18 protein-coding genes are annotated in these 19,187 nt (G+C 64.4%); 11 read left to right on the top strand and 7 right to left on the bottom strand.

Annotation, left to right across the window (positions count from 1 at the left end; all coding sequences use genetic code 11):
• Positions 1–163: 163 nt before the first annotated feature.
• The 3 genes from ACLMAJ_RS26425 to ACLMAJ_RS26435 all read right to left on the bottom strand — a co-directional run bounded on the left by ACLMAJ_RS26425 (position 164) and on the right by ACLMAJ_RS26435 (position 3,499).
• Entirely contained in the window at positions 164–1,606 is a 1,443-nt protein-coding gene (locus ACLMAJ_RS26425; protein WP_412016527.1) for a cytochrome P450, read from the bottom strand.
• 18 nt (positions 1,607–1,624) lie between these two features.
• Complete coding sequence (locus ACLMAJ_RS26430) at positions 1,625–2,851, bottom strand: serine hydrolase domain-containing protein (protein ID WP_412016675.1); 1,227 nt, start codon at positions 2,849–2,851, stop codon at positions 1,625–1,627.
• A gap of 111 nt (positions 2,852–2,962) precedes the next feature.
• On the bottom strand, positions 2,963–3,499 hold the full coding sequence (locus ACLMAJ_RS26435) for a DUF6764 family protein (protein ID WP_412016528.1): 537 nt from the start codon (positions 3,497–3,499) through the stop codon (positions 2,963–2,965).
• A 227-nt stretch (positions 3,500–3,726) separates the two neighbouring features.
• On the opposite strand from ACLMAJ_RS26435, the gene lppU reads away from it, so the two are divergent.
• A complete protein-coding gene (gene lppU, locus ACLMAJ_RS38040) occupies positions 3,727–4,368 on the top strand; it encodes an LppU family putative lipoprotein (protein WP_423246480.1) in 642 nt (213 codons plus the stop codon).
• A 63-nt stretch (positions 4,369–4,431) separates the two neighbouring features.
• Positions 4,432–5,898, top strand: coding sequence for an MFS transporter (locus tag ACLMAJ_RS26450; protein ID WP_412016531.1), 1,467 nt, complete (start codon positions 4,432–4,434; stop codon positions 5,896–5,898).
• 44 nt (positions 5,899–5,942) lie between these two features.
• On the opposite strand, the gene ACLMAJ_RS26455 is transcribed toward ACLMAJ_RS26450, so the two are convergent.
• Positions 5,943–6,617 carry a chymotrypsin family serine protease gene (locus ACLMAJ_RS26455; RefSeq protein ID WP_412016532.1) on the bottom strand — a complete coding sequence of 225 codons (675 nt, stop codon included), beginning with the start codon at positions 6,615–6,617 and terminating at the stop codon, positions 5,943–5,945.
• A gap of 562 nt (positions 6,618–7,179) precedes the next feature.
• Between ACLMAJ_RS26455 and ACLMAJ_RS26460 the strand changes: the two genes are divergently transcribed.
• The 9 genes from ACLMAJ_RS26460 (at position 7,180) to ACLMAJ_RS26500 (ending at position 16,669) form a co-directional block, all read left to right on the top strand.
• Complete coding sequence (locus tag ACLMAJ_RS26460) at positions 7,180–7,998, top strand: MlaE family ABC transporter permease (protein ID WP_412016533.1); 819 nt, start codon at positions 7,180–7,182, stop codon at positions 7,996–7,998.
• A gap of 4 nt (positions 7,999–8,002) precedes the next feature.
• A complete protein-coding gene (locus tag ACLMAJ_RS26465; RefSeq protein WP_412016534.1) occupies positions 8,003–8,866 on the top strand; it encodes an MlaE family ABC transporter permease in 864 nt (287 codons plus the stop codon).
• Between the two features lie 7 nt (positions 8,867–8,873).
• Entirely contained in the window at positions 8,874–10,391 is a 1,518-nt protein-coding gene (locus ACLMAJ_RS26470; protein WP_412016535.1) for an MlaD family protein, read from the top strand.
• A complete protein-coding gene (locus tag ACLMAJ_RS26475; RefSeq protein ID WP_412016536.1) occupies positions 10,388–11,416 on the top strand; it encodes an MCE family protein in 1,029 nt (342 codons plus the stop codon). Before ACLMAJ_RS26470 ends, ACLMAJ_RS26475 begins: the two co-directional genes overlap by 4 nt.
• On the top strand, positions 11,413–12,411 hold the full coding sequence (locus tag ACLMAJ_RS26480) for an MCE family protein (RefSeq protein ID WP_412016537.1): 999 nt from the start codon (positions 11,413–11,415) through the stop codon (positions 12,409–12,411). The genes ACLMAJ_RS26475 and ACLMAJ_RS26480 overlap by 4 nt, the downstream gene beginning before the upstream one ends.
• The gene (locus ACLMAJ_RS26485) at positions 12,408–13,499 is read left to right on the top strand and encodes an MCE family protein (RefSeq protein WP_412016538.1); all 1,092 of its coding nucleotides are present in this window, start codon (positions 12,408–12,410) and stop codon (positions 13,497–13,499) included. The genes ACLMAJ_RS26480 and ACLMAJ_RS26485 overlap by 4 nt, the downstream gene beginning before the upstream one ends.
• Positions 13,496–14,599 carry an MlaD family protein gene (locus tag ACLMAJ_RS26490; protein ID WP_412016539.1) on the top strand — a complete coding sequence of 368 codons (1,104 nt, stop codon included), beginning with the start codon at positions 13,496–13,498 and terminating at the stop codon, positions 14,597–14,599. Before ACLMAJ_RS26485 ends, ACLMAJ_RS26490 begins: the two co-directional genes overlap by 4 nt.
• 5 nt (positions 14,600–14,604) lie before the next feature.
• Positions 14,605–15,774, top strand: coding sequence for an MlaD family protein (locus ACLMAJ_RS26495; protein ID WP_412016676.1), 1,170 nt, complete (start codon positions 14,605–14,607; stop codon positions 15,772–15,774).
• A 109-nt stretch (positions 15,775–15,883) separates the two neighbouring features.
• Positions 15,884–16,669, top strand: coding sequence for a hypothetical protein (locus tag ACLMAJ_RS26500; protein ID WP_412016540.1), 786 nt, complete (start codon positions 15,884–15,886; stop codon positions 16,667–16,669).
• Between the two features lie 87 nt (positions 16,670–16,756).
• Here the strand turns inward: ACLMAJ_RS26500 and ACLMAJ_RS26505 are convergent, their stop codons facing one another.
• From ACLMAJ_RS26505 to lhgO, 3 genes are all read right to left on the bottom strand, one after another.
• Positions 16,757–17,365: a ribonuclease H family protein gene (locus ACLMAJ_RS26505; RefSeq protein ID WP_412016541.1), complete on the bottom strand. Its 609-nt coding sequence runs from the start codon at positions 17,363–17,365 to the stop codon at positions 16,757–16,759.
• Positions 17,366–17,375: 10 nt separating this feature from the next.
• Entirely contained in the window at positions 17,376–17,846 is a 471-nt protein-coding gene (locus tag ACLMAJ_RS26510) for an SRPBCC family protein (RefSeq protein ID WP_412016542.1), read from the bottom strand.
• 127 nt (positions 17,847–17,973) lie between these two features.
• On the bottom strand, positions 17,974–19,170 hold the full coding sequence (gene lhgO / locus ACLMAJ_RS26515; protein ID WP_412016543.1) for an L-2-hydroxyglutarate oxidase: 1,197 nt from the start codon (positions 19,168–19,170) through the stop codon (positions 17,974–17,976).
• Positions 19,171–19,187: the final 17 nt, after the last annotated feature.

The following is a 19,187-nucleotide window of genomic DNA, read 5'->3' on the forward strand; positions in this document are numbered from 1 at the left end:
GGTTCGAAGCCAGTCGCGTTTCAAATTGATTCACCGTGACCATGTGATGTGATGTGCGCCACATATGCCCAGTGTGGTCACCGACTTTCGAGAAAGTTCCCGGTCACATCGGCGAGTCCGGGTGCGCGCGCGTAGCAGATCGCCGGGGAGGTTGCCGCTGACATCAAACGGGTTCGTGACGTAAATCACCCATAACGTCGAATGGGATCGACCGTCGCGGACCGGTCGCGATGTTGTGCGGCACCGATAATGGCGTACGCCCACGCGCGAACCGCGGCGCCAGCCGCAGCCGGACCCGGCCGAGGATCGTGGCAAGAACTATCCGCAGTTCGTAGTCGGCGAGCGACGCTCCGACGCAGCGCCGGTGACCGCCGCCGAACGGCGCGAACTCGAACGGCCCGTAGCGGCGCTCGAGGAACCGCTCCGGCCGGAACCGCTCGGGCTCGGCCCACACTCCCGGATCGGAATGCAGTAGCGGCACCGCGACGCCCATCGTGTCCCCCGCCGCGAGCGGGACCCCCAGCAGCGTGAACGGCGCGGTGACGCGGCGAAGCACAATGGGCACCGTCGGATGCAGGCGCAGCGTTTCCTGACACACCGCGTCGAGGTAGGGCAGGCGGGCCAGCTCCAGCGGCGTGGCATCACCACCTGCGGCTTGTATCTCCGCGCGCAGTCGGCCCAACGTCTCGGGTTCCCGATGCAGGTGAAACAGCGCCCACACCATCGTGGTCGCGGTGGTCTCGTGCCCCGCGACCAGCAGGGTGCGCAGCTGTTCGCAAAGATCGACATCGGAGATCGTGGTGCCGTCGTCGTAGCTGGTTGTCAGCAGCATCCCGAGGATGTCGGCCGATGCGTGGTTGGTAGCGCTGTTCCGCCGTCGGGCGACATCGGCGAGGATCAGCGCGTCGAGCCGGGTGCGTGCCGCGAGGAACCGGTCCCACGGCGCCTGCCCGAACAGTCCGTGGCGCAAGACCGGCAGCAGCATCAGCGGCCCGGAGAATGCGTTGAGGAACTCGGTGACCGCGGCGGTGTAGACGGCCCGCCGCTCGCGGCTGTCCACCCCGAAGACAGCCTCCAGGATTACTCGCAGGGTGATCGCCCTCGCCGCCGCTCGTGAATCGATACGGGTGCCCGGCCGCCAAGGGGTGGATCCTGCTGCGCCGCCGGATATTTCGTTCAGCGTCGAATCGCGGATGAGTTCGCCGTATGCACGGATGCGTGGTCCATGGAAAGCGGGTGCGAGCAGTGCCCTGTCGTTGCGGTGCCGTTCGCCGGCGGCGAGAATGAGCGAGGCGGTGCCGACCAGCGGTTCGATCGGATTCGGTCGTGGCGGTTCGAGCAGCTCTGCCGGTGCTCGGAACATCTCGCGGGCGCCCGCTGGCGATCCGGCGAACAGCACCGAACCGAAGCCGGGGAAGCGCACGAAGAACCGATCGCCCTCGTGCGCACGGCGCCACCGGAAGTACCGCTCGAAATCGATCCCTGCCGCAAGCGCGTGCGCGACAACCAACCTGGGCACCCGCGGCGATGGCGCGGGGTCCAGCACTTGCTCGTCGCGCCTCGGCGTACCGGCGTCCATATCTATAGGTACGAACTTGTCGGTCACGAGGTTCGACTCACCGCGTCACCCCGGCTGCTGTTCGATCGATTCGGCGGCCACGGCCGCCGGTTGGTGTCTGCGCACCGTAGTGCTTGCGATGGCTGCGAGTCGGGCGAGCCGCGCGTCACCGAGCGCGGTCACCATGTTACCGAGCCGGTTGGTGACGAACGCGATCGACATGCCGAGCGAGGGATCGGCATACGCACCCGACCCGCCGATGCCGTAGTGGCCGAAGGCCTTTCGTGGCTGCTGCTTGGACATCAGCACCGGACGGTGATAGCCGAGGGTGAAGCGCAGCGGGATCCCGAGCACGTAGTCGCGGCTCTCGGCAGGCTGTACCTCGTTGATGGTCTCGATCGTCTCCGGCTTCAGCAACTGGACGGTTTCGATGCCCTGTTCGCCGCGATCCACCTCGACTTGCCCGCCGTTGGCGAGCGCGCCGTACATCCTGGCCAGTGCGCGTGCCGAGAACACCCCGTTCCATCCCGGCATCACCGCATCGTGCACCCGTGGATCGCGGACCAACTCGTCGAAGCTCTCCGGCATGCCGGCCTCGGCGAGCCCTCGGATCGGCCGCACCCAGGACAGCACCGATGAGGCGGTGTTCCAGCGGATTCCCGGCGGGCTCAGGTGCGGGAAGATCTTGGCGATCCGGTAGCGCTCGGATTCCGGTACCCGGAACCAGAATTCGTCGGTGCCGAGCGGCACCGCGATCTCCCTGCGCAGCACGTCGGTGAATGGATCACCGGTCACCCGCTGCACGATCTCGGCAACCAGCCACCCGAAGGTGATCGCGTGATAGCCCGACGAGCGGATGCGCCGCGGGTCCGCAGGGCTCTCGGCGAGTGCGCGCACCACCGCGTCATAGTCGAGGATGCCCTCGCGGCCCGGCACCAGGCCGCGCACCCGGTGCAGCCCCGCCCGGTGCGACAGCACATCGCGCACGGTGATGTCGCCTTTGCCGTGTGCGGCGAACTCCGGCCAGTACTCGGCTACCGGTGCGTCGTACTCGATCAGACCGCGCTCGGCGAGCCGGTGGAGCACGGTGGAGGCCACACCCTTGCCGGTGGAGAAGGTGAGCGCCACGCTGCCGCCGTTCCATCGGCGATCCTTGGCAGCCCACCCGGCCCAGATATCGACGACAGGTCGGCCGTCGAGGTAGATCGCCAGCGCGCCGCCGCCGCGTGACGGTTGGGCGAACATGCCGAAGAAATGGTCGGCCAACCGGATGAATCTCGGGTCGACGAGCATTTCCTGTGGTGCGGCCAGTCGCTTGCCTGATGGTTGGGGGCCAGAAACCACGCCGCGCACCTCCTGACCTCGGGGGGCCGACGCGGGCACGAACTCGGCGGCCGGTGATTGTCAGCCTATCGCGGCAGGCACGGTTTGCCAGCGACCGAAAGGCGTAGCAAGGCAGGTGGCGCCCGTTGCCGAACTCCAGGCGAACGCCGAGGACCCCAGGCACACCACGGCATTGTTCGCGGATTCGACCCCTGCCCGCGAACCATCTATGGCAATCGACACAGCGAGGGGCAACCCACCGTGGCCCCGGCCCCCAGGATCGGAAATCGAAGTGAGGGCCATCGCGTCCAGTCCGATGCCGATCGCGATAGGAATCCCGCCGACCCCTTCGCTCGCGCCGACGCCACCGGCGGCGCCGATGCCGAACGCGTTCGCACCCGAGCTCGCCTTCGCGTAACCGACACCGTCGTAACCCGCGGCGCGAGCCCGGCCGGAGGTGTCGCTCGTGGCCCGGCAGGCGGTGCGCCCATCGATAACGGTGACGTCGATTCCTTGGTCCGACGAGCAATGCACGTCGGTTGCTGAAGCCACTGTCGGAAGCAGTAAGGAGGTGCCCATCGCGGCGGTCGTGCAGACAATTGCGCTGATCAGCTTCACGGACAACTCCTTTCACATCGGAATTCCCACCATACTCAGATCGGTTGCTGGGAATGTGATTACGCTGGTCGTGCGCAACATCGTCGCGGCACCGAGAGTTGTCTTCGACTCGACGCGCGCGCCGTACATGGTGTATGCATGGCGTGGTATTTCAAGCTCTGCATTGTCAACTTCGGATTCTGACGGGGGTGTGAGTTCGGAGCGTTACAGCTCGGGAGGACTGTTACGTGTCTGGTCAACTTCACACGGGCCGCCTTGCGGTGGCCGCCATCGCTGCGGTTGCCGCTGTTGCCGCGATCTTTGTGGCGGGATGTGCTTCCACTATCAGCGGTACCGCACAACCCGCGATGAACAACGGAACTGTCGATGCCATATCGACGACGAGCACACCGAAGACGTCGTCCAGGCCGACCACCGGCAAGCCGACGTCGAGCAAGCCTGCGCCGACCTCGGCTGGAGGCGGCAGCACCGACTTCGAGGCCAACGTCGGTGACTGTGTGACCCTGGGCGGCACGGTGGCCGACGCCACCATCGCGAAGGCATCCTGCGGCAGTAGGTCGTCGAACTACAAGGTGATCGGCAAGGCGCCGACCAACACCTCGTGCGTCAGCGACCGCGACAACTACTACGCGGAAACCCTGAACGGAGTCGAGCAGGGCGCGTTGTGCCTCGATATCGATTGGGTCGTCGGTGGCTGCATGGATGTCGGCGGTGAGGATCCCAAGCGCATCGACTGCACCGAGCGAGGCACCCAGCGCGTGAAGGTGACCAATATTCAGCAGGGCGCCGACGATGCGGGCGCCTGCACCAGCGGCACCGGGTTCACCTACCCGTCCAGGCATTTCGTGGTCTGCGTTCAGGAGCTCTGAGGCCAGGGGTATCCCCAGCCCCGGATAGCCCGGTTCGCGTCTTTCGGCGGCTAGGTTATGTGGGTGAGCATCCCGGAGCTTCCCCGCTTGCGTTCGGCCAAGGGCCGATGGATCTTGCTGGCCACCATCCTCGGTTCGTCGGTGGCCTCGCTCGATGCGACCGTCGTGAATATCGCGCTGCCGCGTATCGGTGAATCGCTGAACACCGATGTCGCCGGTCTGCAATGGACACTGAACGGTTACACGCTCACGCTGGCGTCGTTCATCCTGCTCGGTGGATCGCTCGGCGATCGCCTCGGCCGCCGTAAGGTCTTCGTCTGGGGCACCATCGGTTTCGCCATCGCCTCGGTGCTGTGCGGCGCCGCGGTGAACATCGAAATGCTGATCTTCGCCCGCATTCTGCAGGGTGTGGCAGGCGCGATGCTCACACCGGGCAGCCTCGCGCTGATCTCCTCGTCCATCGACAGGCGTGATCAGGGTGCGGCGATCGGTCTGTGGTCGGGTTTCGGTGGTGTCGCCGGTGCGCTCGGCCCGTTCCTCGGCGGCTGGCTCATCGATGTCGCAGGCTGGCAATCCATCTTCTTCATCAATGTGCCGCTGACGCTTGTCGTCGTGCTCGTCACCCTGCGGCACGTGCCGGAGAGTCACGATCCGAATGCCGCCGCGCAACTGGATATTCCTGGCGCGGTGGTAGTTGCGCTCGCCTTGGGCACGTTGACCTTCGGCTTGATCGATGCGACGCCGCTGCTCGTCGTGGCAGGTCTACTGCTGCTCGCGGTGTTCGTGTCGATCGAGATGCGCAGCGATCACCCGCTGGTGCCACCGTCGCTGTTCGAATCGCGGGTATTCACGGCCGCGAACCTGGTCACCTTCGCGGTCTATGCCGCCCTCGGCGGTGTGTTCTTCCTGTTGGTCATGCAATTGCAGTTGGTGGCCGGATACTCGCCGCTGATGTCGGGCGTCGCAACCGTCCCCGTCACGCTGATCATGCTTGTGCTCTCCGCGCCCGCGGGCCGGTGGGCTCAGGTGCACGGGCCGCGCATCCCGATGACAGTCGGCCCGCTGCTCGCCGGCGGCGGGCTGGTTCTGATGCTGCACATCGGACCGGACACCACCTATGTGACCGATGTGCTGCCAGGTGTGCTGCTGTTCGGCCTCGGCTTGTCGGTGCTCGTCGCCCCGCTCACCGGGGCCGTGCTCGGCGCGGTGCCCACCAGCGAAGCAGGTATCGCCTCCGGTGTGAACAATGCCGTCGCCCGCACCGCGCAACTGCTCGCGGTCGCCGCGCTGCCCGGCCTCGCGGGTATCTCCGGATCGCTCAGCGACCCGGTCGAATTCGATCGTGGGTTCGGCGTCGCAATGTGGATATGTGTCGGACTGCTGGCCACGGGCGCGCTGCTTGCCGCGCTGCTGTTGCGGCAGCCGCGCAGCGCGCCTGCGCTCGACAACGTCGATTGCATGCCGCAGTGCGACCTTTCGGGCCCCACGTTGGCCCCCGCCAGCGCAGAAGGGGCCGTCAACGAAAAATGAGCGGGCCTCGCGGCCCGCTCATCTACTTTTCGAAAACCGGCGGATCAGATCGGGTTGAAACCCGCGCCGACCCCGCCACGTGCGTTGATGTCACCCATGATGGCGCTCATGTTGGTGCCGACCTCGGGACCGAAGCATGCGATCGCGAGGTAAGCGTTCACCATGCCGACCAGCGTGGTGCCGACGACGACCGGAGCACCGGAATCGCCTTCCACCACACACATCTGGGACCAGGTCTCGGTATTCGACCCGAAGACGTCGCCCCACGAGATGCCGCAGGTGTTGCCGGTGGTCCGGCCCTCCTTGCAAACGATCATCGGGAACTGGGCGGGTCCGCCGATTCCGGTGATGGTCACGTTGCCGATCCGGTTCACCGGGATGATCGCGCCCGGCGTGAACTGAATGATCGCGTAGTCCAGATCGTGATTGGAGTAGACGAACTTGCCGATTTGGCCTGCGCCGCGATCGGACTCGGCGAACACCTGAGCACCGGGGTCGCCGCAGTGTCCGGCAGTCAATCCGACCAGTCGGCCGGCGCCGTCGTACCCCACTGTGGTGACCGTGCATTCGAACTGATTGTCGATGATGATCCCCGAGCCACCGCCCACGACCGGCGGACCGGGCGCTGCGTCCGCTGCCCCTGCGCCCGTCCCGAGCAGTACCGCACCCAGGGCTACGGCGAAGGCGGCGTTGGCCACCTTGGCGAGTTTGCTGAACATGTCCCTCCAGACGTCGGAAGTCCGCACGATATCAATCTGTCGTACCCATCGTGTCAGTATTCGGCTCCGGGCGCGTCTTGTACTGGCCGTCGGTGGGAGTAGCGCCTGGAGCCCCTCATTTTTCGACATTTTAGCTAGATCGTCTCTTTCTATCGTAATAGCAAGCTTCTATAGATGACATCGTCGGCGTGGTGAGTTTGTGTTTCGGTCACAAGTTCATGGCGTCGCGTTCAGTGCTCTGAAACGAATGCGATTTTCAATGAATATTATCCGCGTAATTGCGCCGAGATACCGAAAAGGGCACTGATCGGCGCAGGCGAACTGTAACTTGTTCTAGACGATGGACGGTTAACTTTGGGACGTGTACCAACGTCCGTGCCGCGTCTCATAGCTTTTCGTGAACAGTGATGACTGTCTATGACTGCAATCACATGACGATGGTGTGTTCTGCACTACTCCGTAGTAAGGTGCGTCAAGCAAAGCAAGTCGTCGGGTTTGATTTCCGGCGTCGAGAGGGGTTAGGCCAGTGCAGTTGACCAAGAGTCCACCTTCGGAGTCACGGATGAGTGACACGGTTGATTGGGCAAAAGGCTACTGGGAAGACCACCCGAAGCGGTCACTCGAGACGTTCGGCCGGCAGATCACCATGGGATTCGCCGCCGTTGCCGAGCTGTTCATCGCAATATTTCGCCGCCGCTTTCCTTATAAAGAGTTCATCAAGCAGTGCGCGTTCATGTCGAGCGTCGCCGCGGCGCCGACGCTGTTGGTAGCCATCCCGATCGGGGTCATCGTTTCCATCCAGGTCGGCGCGGTCGCAGGCCAGGTCGGCGCGACCTCCTTCATTGGCGCGGCCAACGGTCTCGGCATCATCCAGCAGGGCGCTCCGCTGGTCACCTCGCTGATGATCGCGGGCGCCGTCGGATCGGCGATCTGCGCCGACCTCGGTTCGCGCACCATCCGCGAAGAGATCGACGCGATGCGCGTCATGGGCGTGGATCCGTTGCGGCGCCTGGTCGCCCCTCGACTCGGCGCCGCCATGCTGGTCAGTGTGCTGCTCTGCGGCTTCGTCGTCTTCGTCGGATTCTTGACCGGCTACATATTCAATATCTTCGCGCAGGGCGGTACGCCGGGCTCTTATATCGGCACTTTCTCCTCGTTCGCGGTGACCGTCGATCTTCTTGTCGCACTGGTGAAGTCGCTGATCTTCGGATTACTCGCGGCGATCATCGCCTGCGACACCGGGCTGAATACCCGAGGCGGGCCGGGTGGAGTGGCGAACTCGGTGAACTCCGCTGTGGTCAGCTCCGCGATCATGCTGTTCGGAGTGAACCTCCTCATCACCCAGATTTACAACGTACTTCTCCCCCCACAGGTGGTCTGAGCCGGTGTCATCAACATATGTGCCGCCGCTGCTGCGGCCACTTCAGCAACTGAAGAGGTTCGCGCAGAGTCCGGTAGATCTAGTCGCGCGCCTCGGCCACCAGGTGTTCTTCTTCCTGCGGTCGATCGGCTCGATACCGACGGCGCTCAAGCAGTATCCGAAGGAAGTGTGGCGGCTGCTCTCGGACGTCACCTGGGGTAACGGCAGTCTGGTAGTCGGCGGCGGCACCATCGGCGTCGTCTTGATTCTCAGCGCCTTCGGCGGCATGACGGTCGGCATCCAGGGCTACACCTCGCTCAACCTTCTCGGCCTGAGCCCGATCACCGGCGCCATCTCGGCCTTCGCCACCACGAGAGAGCTGGGACCGCTGTTGGCGGCCTTGGCATTTGCCGCACAGGCAGGCTGTCGGTTCACCGCGCAGCTGGGCGCGATGCGCATCTCCGAGGAGATCGACGCGCTCGACTCGATCGCTATCAAGCCGTTGCCCTACCTGGTGAGCACCAGGATGTTCGCGGCGATGGTCGCCATTGTCCCGCTCTACTGCCTCGGCCTTGCCATGGCCTACATCTCCTGCTCGCTGACCGTGCAGCTGATCGGCGGTACCTCCAGCGGTACCTACTCGCACTACTTCTATCAATTCCTCATTCCGACGGACGTGCTCTACTCACTGGCCAAGGCCATGCTGTTCGTCGCGATCACCACGTTCATCCAGTGCTACTACGGCTTCTTCGCCTCGGGTGGCCCCGAGGGCGTCGGCGTGGCGGCCGGGCGGGCGATCAAGATGTCCATCATCCTGGTGGTGTTCGCCGACTTGTTCATGACATTGGCGATCTGGGGAGTCAACCCCGGCATCCGGATTTCTGGGTAGGGCAAGAATGATCATCGATCCGAGTGGGCGCGGGCCCACCATGCGGCAGTTGCTCATCGCGGGCATCTGCGGGCTGGTTGTCTTCGCGCTGATCCTTGGCTTCCTGATGGCCCGCTACCGCGGCTATTTCGTGCCGAAGGTGAACGTGGTCGCCAATCTGACCACCACCGGCGACGGTCTGCCGAGCCAGGCCGACGTGAAGTTCCGCGGTGTGCTGGTCGGGGCGGTCGAAACGGTGAATGTTGCCGCGAAGGGCGAAGAGCAGAAAGTCAAGATCGAGCTGAAGCCGGAGTTCGCCGACGGCATCCCGTCCAACGTGACCGCCCGGGTGGTGCCGAGCAACCTGTTCGCCGTCACTTCCGTGGAACTCGTCTTCAACGGACCCGCCGACCAGTATCTGCACGAGGGTTCACAGATCGAAGAGGACCGCAGCAAGGGCACCCTCGCGCTGCAGGACACCTTGACCACCGTCCGCACCATCCTCGACAAGATCGACCCGGTGCAGTTCGGTCGCGTGCTCGGCACGCTGTCGCAGGCCCTCGACGGCAGCGGCAGGATGCCTGGTTCCACCGTCGAACGGCTGGACCACTGGCTCACCTCGGTCGACCAGTCGATCCCGGATCTCGGTGTGCTGCTGAATGATTTCTCCAGCTCGTTCCATGCGCTCAACCAGTCGGCTCCGGAACTGCTCGACGTGCTCGGCAGCTCGGTGAAGACCGCGCAGACGATCGCCGATCGCCGCACTGAGCTGATCGCGCTGATCTCCAACGGCGCGGGCACGGTCGACACCGTGAACGCGCTGTTCGCCCGAAACGGGGATGTCGGCAAGCGGGTGACCGAGGGCACCAGCGATATGTTCGGTGCGCTCGCCGCCGACGCGGACTCGATCCCCGAGGCGATCGAGAGCATGAACAAATCGCTGCGTAACCTCGCCCAGACCTTCCACTGGGGTCCGCAGAAGCAGATGGTGTGGAACGCGGGTGTCACCCTCACCCCATACAAGCCGTACGCCTTGGAAGACTGCCCCCGCTACGGCGCTATGCCGGGTCCGAGCTGTGTCACCGCACCGACGATCGCCGACCCCGGCTACCTGCCGGAGTCGATGCGACCGCGGGCCCTTGATTCGGCAGCAGGTCTGCCGAGATTGCCGCTGCCGGCCGGTCTTCCGGAGATCCCGGGTGTGACGACTCCGGGTGGGCCCGCGGACACCGCAGGGCAGGACGGGCCGAGGTCTTCGAGTCCGTTCGCCGGCACACCGCTGGAAGGTTTGTTCCCACAGCTGTTCCCGCCCGCGCCCGGCAGCTCGCCCGCTCCCGCGCCCGCGGCCCAGTCGGTGCCCGAGCCGGTGCCGGGGCTGCCCGCGACACCGGCAAGCACCCCGACGGCCGGGCCCATTGCGTACGAAGGAGATTCCGCGATCACCGCGCTGCTCGGCCGTCGCCCGACGACCGCCGAATACCTGTTGCTGAGTTCGGCGCTGCGTGGGGGCACCCTGCGGGTCAGCGAAAGCGGTGAGGGCAAGTGAAAATTGGCAAACCGCTACTCGGCTTCAGTCTGTTCGCGCTGGTCTCGATCCTGGTGACCGTCGTCATCTGGAACACCCTCGCGCGCGTAGTCGAAGGCGACACCAACAGCTACTCGGCCACATTCTCCGATGTACTCGGTCTGCGCGAGGGCGACGACGTCCGGATGGCGGGCGTGCGGGTCGGCAAGATCGAGAAGATCGAGCTCGATGGCAAGAACGACGCCAAGGTGACCTTCATCGTGCAGCGCAACCAGACGCTGTACGACGACACCAAAGCCCTTGTGCGCTACCAGAACCTGATCGGCCAGCGCTATATCGCGCTGGCCCAGGGCAAGGCGGCGAGCCCCGCCGCACTGAAGAACAACGCAAGTATTCCGCTGGAACGCACCGAACCGTCCTTCGACGTGTCAGCGCTGCTCAACGGATTCCAGCCGCTGTTTCAGGTGTTGCAGCCCGACCAGGTGAACAGACTGTCGGAGACCTTCATCCAGGCATTACAGGGTGACGGTGTTTCGTTGAGCGCGTTCATCACTCAGGCCGCGACCCTGGCAACGGATTTCCAGCGCAGGGACGCGATTCTCAGCGATGTGATCACCAACCTCAGCGGCGTGATGGCGGGGTTGGCCAAGCGAGGTGATGAATTGGAGACCTTGGTAACCCAGACCCGGTCACTGATCGGCGGTCTGTACGACCAGGGACAGTCCCTGCAGCAATCCACCGTGCAGATCGCGGATGCGACAAGTTCCCTTGTCGACATGATGGGATTGGTGCAGCCGAAGATGAAGGCGGCGCAGGACTCGACGAGCGCCGCGCTGACGCTGTTGATCGCCAACGGCGCCAAGCTCGACCAGGCGGCTATCGACCTGCCCGGGATGCTCTCGAACCTCGGCAAGGCCACTCAGGACGGCGCTTACGCGAACGCCTACATGTGCCGTCTCGATGTCTCGCTGTACGGCATCCTGCTTCCGCGCGGTCTGCTCCCACAGATCGGCGGCAACGGACAGTCGGCGGTGTGCCGCCCATGATGACGAAGATCAGAACCAGGTTCGGCACCAACAGGAACTTCTGGCTCGGCGTGATCGGCGCGGTGCTCATTATCGGGCTGCTCATCGGCTCGAGCGCCTACAAGATGATCGGTGTCGGCGAGAAGACGGTGAAAGCCGAGTTCGCCCAGACCGCGGGGGTGAAGGTCGGCGACAAGGTCAACGTCGCCGGGGTCCCGATGGGCCGGGTGTCGGGTGCGAAGCTCGAAGGCGGGCACATCCTGCTGTCACTGAGCGTCGATAACGATGTCGATCTCGGTCCCGACGCCAAGGCCTCGATCAAGATGGCCACGCTGCTCGGCGCCAGGTACGTGGATTTGGATCCGGGTGATGGCTCGGGTCTGAAGGACAATCGGATTCCGTTGTCCAACACCGTGGTTCCCTACAACCTGGCCGACGTGGTCGAGATCGGCACCCCGAAGTTCGAGGCGCTCGACACCAAGAAGCTGGCCACCTCGCTCGACATGATCAACAAGCAGATGGGTGATTCGCCGCAGCTCATGGCGCAGGCGCTCGACAGCGTCGGCGCGCTGGCCAAGGTGATCGACTCGCGTAAGAGCGAGGTAGACGGTCTGCTCAAGGATCTCGACCGGGTGACCCAGATTCTGGGCGACAACCGCAACAGCGTGCTGCTGGTGATCACCCAGGGCGAGGCCATCGCCAATCGGGTGATGGAGCGCCAAGGTCTGCTGCGTCAGCTGCTCGATAATGTGTCGACGCTCAGCAGGCAGCTGCAGGAGATCGGCGCCTCCAATGACAACCAGCTCGGTCCGACCATCGTGCAGCTCAACACCATGGCCGAGGGCCTGCAGAAGAACAAGGACAACCTCGACCGGCTGCTGCAGATCATGCCGGTGTCGTTGCGCCAGTTCAACAATGCGTTCGGTAACGGTCCGTACGGTGAGGTCGGTCTGCCATGGGTCTTCCCCGACAACTGGCTGTGCTTCGCCCACCTGATCGAGGGATGCCAGGGATGAACCTGAGGACCATCGCCAAGACAGTCGCGATCAGCGCCGCGGCACTCGCGGTCGGCAGCTGCTCGATCCTGCCGAGTTCGGTGAACAACGCATTGGGTAACCAGATGCACATCACCGCGGACTTCGAGAACATCGCGGGCATGTACGAGGGCAATCCGGTGACGGTGCTCGGGTTGGAAGTCGGCAAGGTCGACAAGATCATTCCGAAGGGCACCTTCGTCGAGGTCCACCTTTCGATCGACTCCGATGTGAAGATTCCGAAAGACGCGATGGCCGCGATTATTTCGCCGTCCATCGTGACTGATCGGCACATCGAGCTGACTCCGGTGTACACCCAGGGCGCCGCCATGTCCGACGGCGCGCACCTGCCGAAGGGGCGCACGAGAACGCCGGTCGAGCTGGATACGATGATCAAGACCATCGATCAGTTCGCCGCCGCGCTGAAGCCGGAACCCGGCAGCGAGGGCATCGGCCCGCTCTCGGGCCGGGTGCTCTACCCGATGGTGAACGGCCAGGGCGAAAAGATGCGCGACACCCTCAATGCGCTCTCCGGCGCACTGAAGGTCGGTGTCGACAACAAGGACGCGGTCTCCAACATCATCGTCAAGCTGAACGAGCTGACCACGATGCTTGCCGAAAATGACCAGTCCGTCCGCGATTTCAGTAACCGGATGACCCAGATGACGGGGCTGCTCGCGGATCAAGCCCCCGGCCTCGATGCGACGCTGCAGCAGCTCAACGACTTCCTCGGCAACACGAGCTCGGTGTTCGCGCAGTATCAGGACCAGTTGTCGAGCTCGCTCGTCGGATTGACCAACGTGACCGACCAGTTGCGCGCCCATGCGCGCGGTGTCACCGAGGTCGTCGATCTCGCCCCGCTGCTCATGCAGAACCTCGATCGGTCGGTGAACAGGGAAATGGGATTCATCCGACTGCACGGAAACATTCAGACCTTCCTCAACGGCGAGCTTTTGAGTGCGTTCTGTGAACGGATTCAGATGAGGTCGGACGGGTGCCGGACCGGGAAGCTCGAGGACCTCGGACCCGACCTGGGAATTACGGCGGCGCTGCTGGGGATGACCAAATGACCAACCGGCTGACGAAGAACGCAAGCCGCTCGCTGATCGCGCTGGCGGTGGCGACCGGTGTCGCCGTGACCTCCGGTTGCGGATTCACCGTGGAGAAGCTGCCGCTGCCGAAGCCGGGCGCGAGCGGCGAAACCTACACCGTGCAAGCGATTTTCGAGAATGCGCTGAACCTGCCCGACCAGGCCAAGGTGAAGATCGGTGGTTCCGATGTCGGAGTGGTCTCCAACATCAGGACCAAGAACTTCGAGGCCATCGTCGATCTGACCATCAGCAAGGACATCGAATTGCCGATCGGCAGCACCGCTGAGCTGCGTCAGGCCACGCCGCTCGGTGATGTCTTCGTTTCGGTGTCCAAGCCCAAGACGGATACGGGCACCCAGATCCTGAAACAGGGCGACACCCTGGGCCTCGACAAGACTTCGGCGGGCGCGACGGTCGAAGAACTGCTCATCTCGGTCTCCATGCTGTTCAACGGCGGCGGCGTCGCGGCGCTGAGCAAGCTGACCTCGGAGTTGGATTCCATCGTCGGTGGTCGCGGTGATCAAGTGGCACACCTGATCACCGAGATGACCGGCGTCGTGGGCAGTTTGAACGACAACACCACCAGGGTCGACAACGTGCTGAACCAATTCAGCGCGCTTGCGACGACCATCGAGACCAAGCGCTCGGAACTCGGTCAGGTCGCCGACACGCTGCCGCAGATGATCGGCGCCGTCGCGGAGAACAACCGCGCCATCGGCGACTTGCTGACCAAGCTTTCGACAACCAGTGCGGCGCTCGGCGATTACGCCAATAGCTCGAGCGGTCAACTCGGCAGTTTGCTCGACAACGTGCACCAGTTGATGGACGCACTGGCCAGGACCGAGCAGAACTTCGGACCGGCGCTCGACGCGTTGCACGAGATGAAGCCCGGTGTCGACGCGTCGTTCCGTGGCAACAGCCTCGCCGTTTACGCGACCGCGACGAACCTCGACCTCAGCGTGCTGAGCGACCCGGCGCACGGCAAGATCCATGATCTTCGTGACGTGGGGGATCTCGCGGGCAGCCTCATCACCGTCCTGCAGTTGATCCAAGCCCGAGTGACAGGGGCATACAAGTGACCTGGCTGAAGAACCTGTTCGGGCGCAAGCTGCTGTTGTCGAGCATCGGCCTGGTGCTGGTGTTCCTTATCGGCGCCACGTATCTGCTGGTGAGCGTCATGCGGGTGAACCCGCTGAAGTCCAACTACACCGTCACGGTGAATCTGGACCGGTCCGGTGGTCTACAGCCGGGCAACGATGTGACGCTGCGCGGCTACCGGATCGGCAAGGTGAGCTCGATCGAGCTCACCGACCGCGGCCAGTCCATCGCCGCCAAGGCCCAGATCGACTCGAAATACAAGATTCCGGTCGATACCGCGATCGCGGTGCAGGCGCTGTCGGGTGCGGGCGAGCAATACGTCGACTTCCGGCCCGGCAGTGAGCAGGGGCCCTACCTCCGCGACGGCTCGGTCATCAAGTTCGATCCGGAGAAGATCAAGACACCGACCCCGATCTGGTCGGTGCTCGATAACTCGAGCGCGCTGATCGCGCAGATCGACCCGACGAAGTTCGGGGCCATCCTCACCGAGCTCGACACCGCCCTCAGCGGTGGCCCGGATCAGTTGCGCGGCATGGTGAATGGGATCAGCCTTGCGATGGCCGGTTTCGATTCGCTGTTGCCGCAGACCCAGAATCTGATCACCAATCTGCGCACCATCGCTGACACCACCTCGAACGCGCAACCCGATCTGGCAACGCTGACCCACAATTCGGGCGCGCTGTTCAATCAGTTCAACAATGCCAACGCCGAATTGCAGACGATCCTCGAACAGGCGCCCGGCCAGCTGTCCTCCCTCGGCGCCGTGCTGGACAAGACCGCGGATCCGATCACGAGTCTGGCCGCCAACTTCGCCGCGATGACCAAGGCCGCGCAGTTGCGCATCCCGGCGCTACAGGCACTGTTCCCCTCGTTGAAGGTCGGACTGTCGGCGGCGGGTGTGCCCGCCCACGACGGCGAGTTCTTCACCATCGCCGACATCTGGGTCCGGCCGATCTGCCAGTACAAGCACACGCCGCTGCGCAACGAGGTCATCCAGGATGGTTCGCTGCCCAAGTGGAACTACTGCGAGAACCCACCGCCGGGGCTGCAGATTCGTGGTTCGGCGAATGCGCCGCGACCGAACGTTCCCGACAATGGCGCCCAGATACCTCCGGGTGTGGATCCGAATGAAGTGACCCTCCCGCCGGTGCGGTGAGTTCGCCGGCCGGGGATACTCGCCCGCAGAGTGCGAACGGTTCGCCGCATGCGGGCTGACAGGCAAATCGGCGCGTCTGAGCGTGCTGGGAAAGTGCAGGATTGTATCGATGTCCAACGATGATGCTGGAACCGACAACCCCGAATCGAAGAAGGACACCGGGGTCGAGGACACCACTGCCGCTGACACCGCCGCCGAGAACAGCCCGGTAGCCGACGACAAAACGGTCGGGCTCGGGAAGTCGGATACCGCGGCTGTTGCCGCGGACGAAGACGCTGTCGCCGACGAGAAGCAAGCTGACGAGAAGCAGGCCGTCGAGACCCCGAAGCAGGATAAGCCGGAGCGGGATAAGCCGGCCGCCGCCGCCAAGAGCGGCTTCGGTGTCGTCCCGATTGTCGCGGCGTTCGTGGCAGGCATCCTGCTGGTTGCGGCGGTGACCGCGGTCGTCGTGTTCTATCGCCAGGCCAGCGACCGCGGCGACAAGCTCGATGCACAGGCCGACGCTACCGCGGCCGCCTGCGAATACGGTCGGGTCATCTCCACCTACGATCCGGACACCATCGACGATTATCTGAAGAAGGTAGACGCCGCCTCGACCGGCGAGTGGAAGGACACCTTCGGCAAGCTCGGCCAGGACCTCAAGGGTGTTGTCGTCGATGCCAAGGCCAAGTCGTCCACTTACGACATGCAGTGCGGCTTCCAGTCCGGTGACAAGGACAAGGCCACCGTGCTCGTGGTGATCGGCCAGACCACCACCAACGTCAATATCGCCGCGGCGGGCAAGCCGCCGAGCCGGGTCGAACTGGTCGTGGTTGCCGGTCTGGAGAAGGACGGCGACAAGTGGCTGGTCAATAAGTTCGACCTGCCGATCCTCAAGCAGCTCGGGAACAACTGACGTAGCCGAAGCGCCTCCGGCGGTGGGATGAGCCACCACCGCCGGAGGTCTTTCGGGCGGTCCTGCGCTCCGTTCGCGCCGACGGACTCAGAACAGGGTTAATGTCTGAGGCGCCGCCGGAGCGACCGGCTTCCCCGCGGACCGCGGCCCGGCAGTCTTTTCATGTGCGGGCTCGGTGACCTCGGCGCTCGTCGTCAATTCGACCACCGTAGCCAGCTCGGGCACCGTCGGCAGTTCCGCGGCGGCCACTTCGCTGCCCGCGGCCGACACCGCGGCCTGTCTTGCCGCTTCGCCCGCCAGCTTGTCGGCCTGCTCGTTGTAGTAGTTGCCGACATGCCCACGGACCCAACGGAATCGGACCGGTCCCGGCCGGGTCGCGATGGCTCTGTCGATCTGCTTGATGAGCTCGACATTCTTCACCGCGCCTCCGGTGGAGGTGCGCCAGCCGTTGACCCGCCAGCCCGAGATCCACTCCGAGGCGCACTTGATCGCGTACAGCGAATCGCTCTCGATGAACAGGGGTTCTTCGCCGGGATGCGCGAGTATCGCCTCCAGCACCGCGCGTAGCTCCGCGACCTGATTGGTCCCTGAAGCCGCTCCCCCGTTTCGTGAGGAGCCCTGATGATTGACCCACGCCCAGCCGATGGCGCCACCGGGGTTGCGGAGGCAGGATCCGTCGGTGCTCACGATGATCATGGCTGGCACCCTACGCAATCCGACCGACAAGATCGGTACCGTGGAATTCCTCTATCTCCCTTCGCAACTGCGACTCGGTTCGTCGCAGCGCCGATTTCACGGCGGAGTTGACCAGACCGAGGCACAGGCGGCCGAGGAGGCCGCTCGGTGGAGCGTACTCCGCCTCGGAGGTGAGCACCGACCGTCCATAGCCGAGTGGATCGAACCGCAGCGTCAATGTTCCCGACAATCGTCCGCGCAGCGTGTAGCCGATCACCACATTGCGCCGGTACTCGGTGATCTCGCAGACCACGGTCGGACGCCACAATGGAACGCGGGCTTTGGTCGTGTACAGCGCGCCGAGGCCGTGGTCGATCTCGCCCGTCGGCTCGAAGCCGGCCACAGCGAACATCCAGTCCGGTACGAACAAGTGGTTGTCGGTGTAGGTGAAGGCCACTTCGATGGGCGCTCCGACGTCACTCGCGTACTTGATGTGGCCCATAGGCCCTCCCTGCTCCACGGCTGTCGCTAAAAGTACTACAGCTCTCCTCTTTATTGGAGCGGTTGCCGGGGAATTGGTTGGTCCGGATCGCGACCGGCCGGTCGCCCGGGTTCGCGGCGGCGTCCGATCAGAGTTGGCCGACCAGATACTCGGCGATCGGCATGGCCGAGGTCGCCGCCGGTGACGGCGCATTGAGCACATGGATCGACCGTGGCGTGCGCTCGATCATGAAGTCGTGCACCAGGGTGCCGTCGCGCAGTACCGCCTGCGCCCGGATACCCGCCTCGCGTGGCCGCAGGTCCGCCACCGTCAGCTCGGGACAGTAACGTCGGCATTCGGCCAGGTAGCCGCGCTTGAACAGCGAGTTGCGCAATTCTCGCGCCCCGGTCCGCAGATGCGCGCGAGCGACCCGATGGACGCCGGGGAAGCCGAGCACCTCCCGCGCGTCGCGCGCATCGATGCTGCCCTTGCGGTAGCCCTCCCTGGCCAGGCCGAGCACCGCGTTGGGACCCACGGTCAGTTGTCCGTCGATGGTGGGGCTCAGGTGCACCCCGAGAAATGGCAGATTCGGATCGGGGATCGGATAGATCAGCGTCCGAACAAGTTCGGCGCGCTCCGGCGGTAATTGGTAGTACTCGCCGCGGAACGGCACGATGCGGAAGTCGGTGCGCAGACCCGCGAGCGCGGCCATCCGATCGGCCTGCAGCCCAGCGCATACCACCAGCGTGCGTGCGGTCCAGGAACCCGACGGACCCGAGGCGGTCACCGCGTCATCGGTCTCGGTGATCGCGTCGATCTCGGCGCCGAGCACGATCCGGCCGCCCGCCGCGCGGATCTCTTCGGCCATGGCCGTGGTGATGCGGGTGTAGTCGACGATGCCGGTACTCGGCACGAACAGTGCGCCGACTCCCGTCACATGCGGTTCGCGGCGGGTCAGTTCGGCCGCGTCGATCAGTTCGACATCGACGCCATTGGCGACCGACCGTTCGTGCAGCGCGAGCATCCGCTCGTACTCGGCGGCGTCGGTCGCGACAAGCAGTTTTCCGCACACGTCGAACGGAATGTCGTGCGCCGCGGCGAAATCCTTTGTCCACTGCGCGCCTCGCCTGCACAGCGTGGCTTTCAGGCTGTCGGGCGGGTAGTAGATGCCGGAGTGGATGACGCCGCTGTTGTGCCCGGTCTGATGTGTGGCGAGCGCGGCGGCCTTCTCGACGAGTACCAGGCTCGCCCCCGGATGGCGTTCGAGAATCCGATGCGCCGTCGCCACGCCGACGATCCCCCCACCGACCACGCAAAAGTCTGTTCCGCCCGATGAGTTACCCATGTGCATACGAAATCAGT

It is taken from the genome of Nocardia arseniciresistens (assembly GCF_046764875.1).
Classification (GTDB): domain Bacteria; phylum Actinomycetota; class Actinomycetes; order Mycobacteriales; family Mycobacteriaceae; genus Nocardia; species Nocardia arseniciresistens.

What these genes read in the sequence shown, in the direction of transcription:
- ACLMAJ_RS26490 (WP_412016539.1), top strand. Translation starts at nt 13,496, where the DNA reads ATGACCAACCGGCTGACGAAGAACGCAAGCCGCTCGCTGATCGCGCTG.
- ACLMAJ_RS26470 (WP_412016535.1), top strand. Translation starts at nt 8,874, where the DNA reads ATGATCATCGATCCGAGTGGGCGCGGGCCCACCATGCGGCAGTTGCTC.
- ACLMAJ_RS26480 (WP_412016537.1), top strand. Translation starts at nt 11,413, where the DNA reads ATGATGACGAAGATCAGAACCAGGTTCGGCACCAACAGGAACTTCTGG.
- ACLMAJ_RS26500 (WP_412016540.1), top strand. Translation starts at nt 15,884, where the DNA reads ATGTCCAACGATGATGCTGGAACCGACAACCCCGAATCGAAGAAGGAC.
- ACLMAJ_RS26510 (WP_412016542.1), bottom strand. Translation starts at nt 17,846, where the DNA reads ATGGGCCACATCAAGTACGCGAGTGACGTCGGAGCGCCCATCGAAGTG.
- ACLMAJ_RS26455 (WP_412016532.1), bottom strand. Translation starts at nt 6,617, where the DNA reads ATGTTCAGCAAACTCGCCAAGGTGGCCAACGCCGCCTTCGCCGTAGCC.
- lhgO (WP_412016543.1), bottom strand. Translation starts at nt 19,170, where the DNA reads ATGGGTAACTCATCGGGCGGAACAGACTTTTGCGTGGTCGGTGGGGGG.
- ACLMAJ_RS26505 (WP_412016541.1), bottom strand. Translation starts at nt 17,365, where the DNA reads ATGATCATCGTGAGCACCGACGGATCCTGCCTCCGCAACCCCGGTGGC.
- ACLMAJ_RS26430 (WP_412016675.1), bottom strand. Translation starts at nt 2,851, where the DNA reads ATGCTCGTCGACCCGAGATTCATCCGGTTGGCCGACCATTTCTTCGGC.
- ACLMAJ_RS26485 (WP_412016538.1), top strand. Translation starts at nt 12,408, where the DNA reads ATGAACCTGAGGACCATCGCCAAGACAGTCGCGATCAGCGCCGCGGCA.
- ACLMAJ_RS26460 (WP_412016533.1), top strand. Translation starts at nt 7,180, where the DNA reads ATGAGTGACACGGTTGATTGGGCAAAAGGCTACTGGGAAGACCACCCG.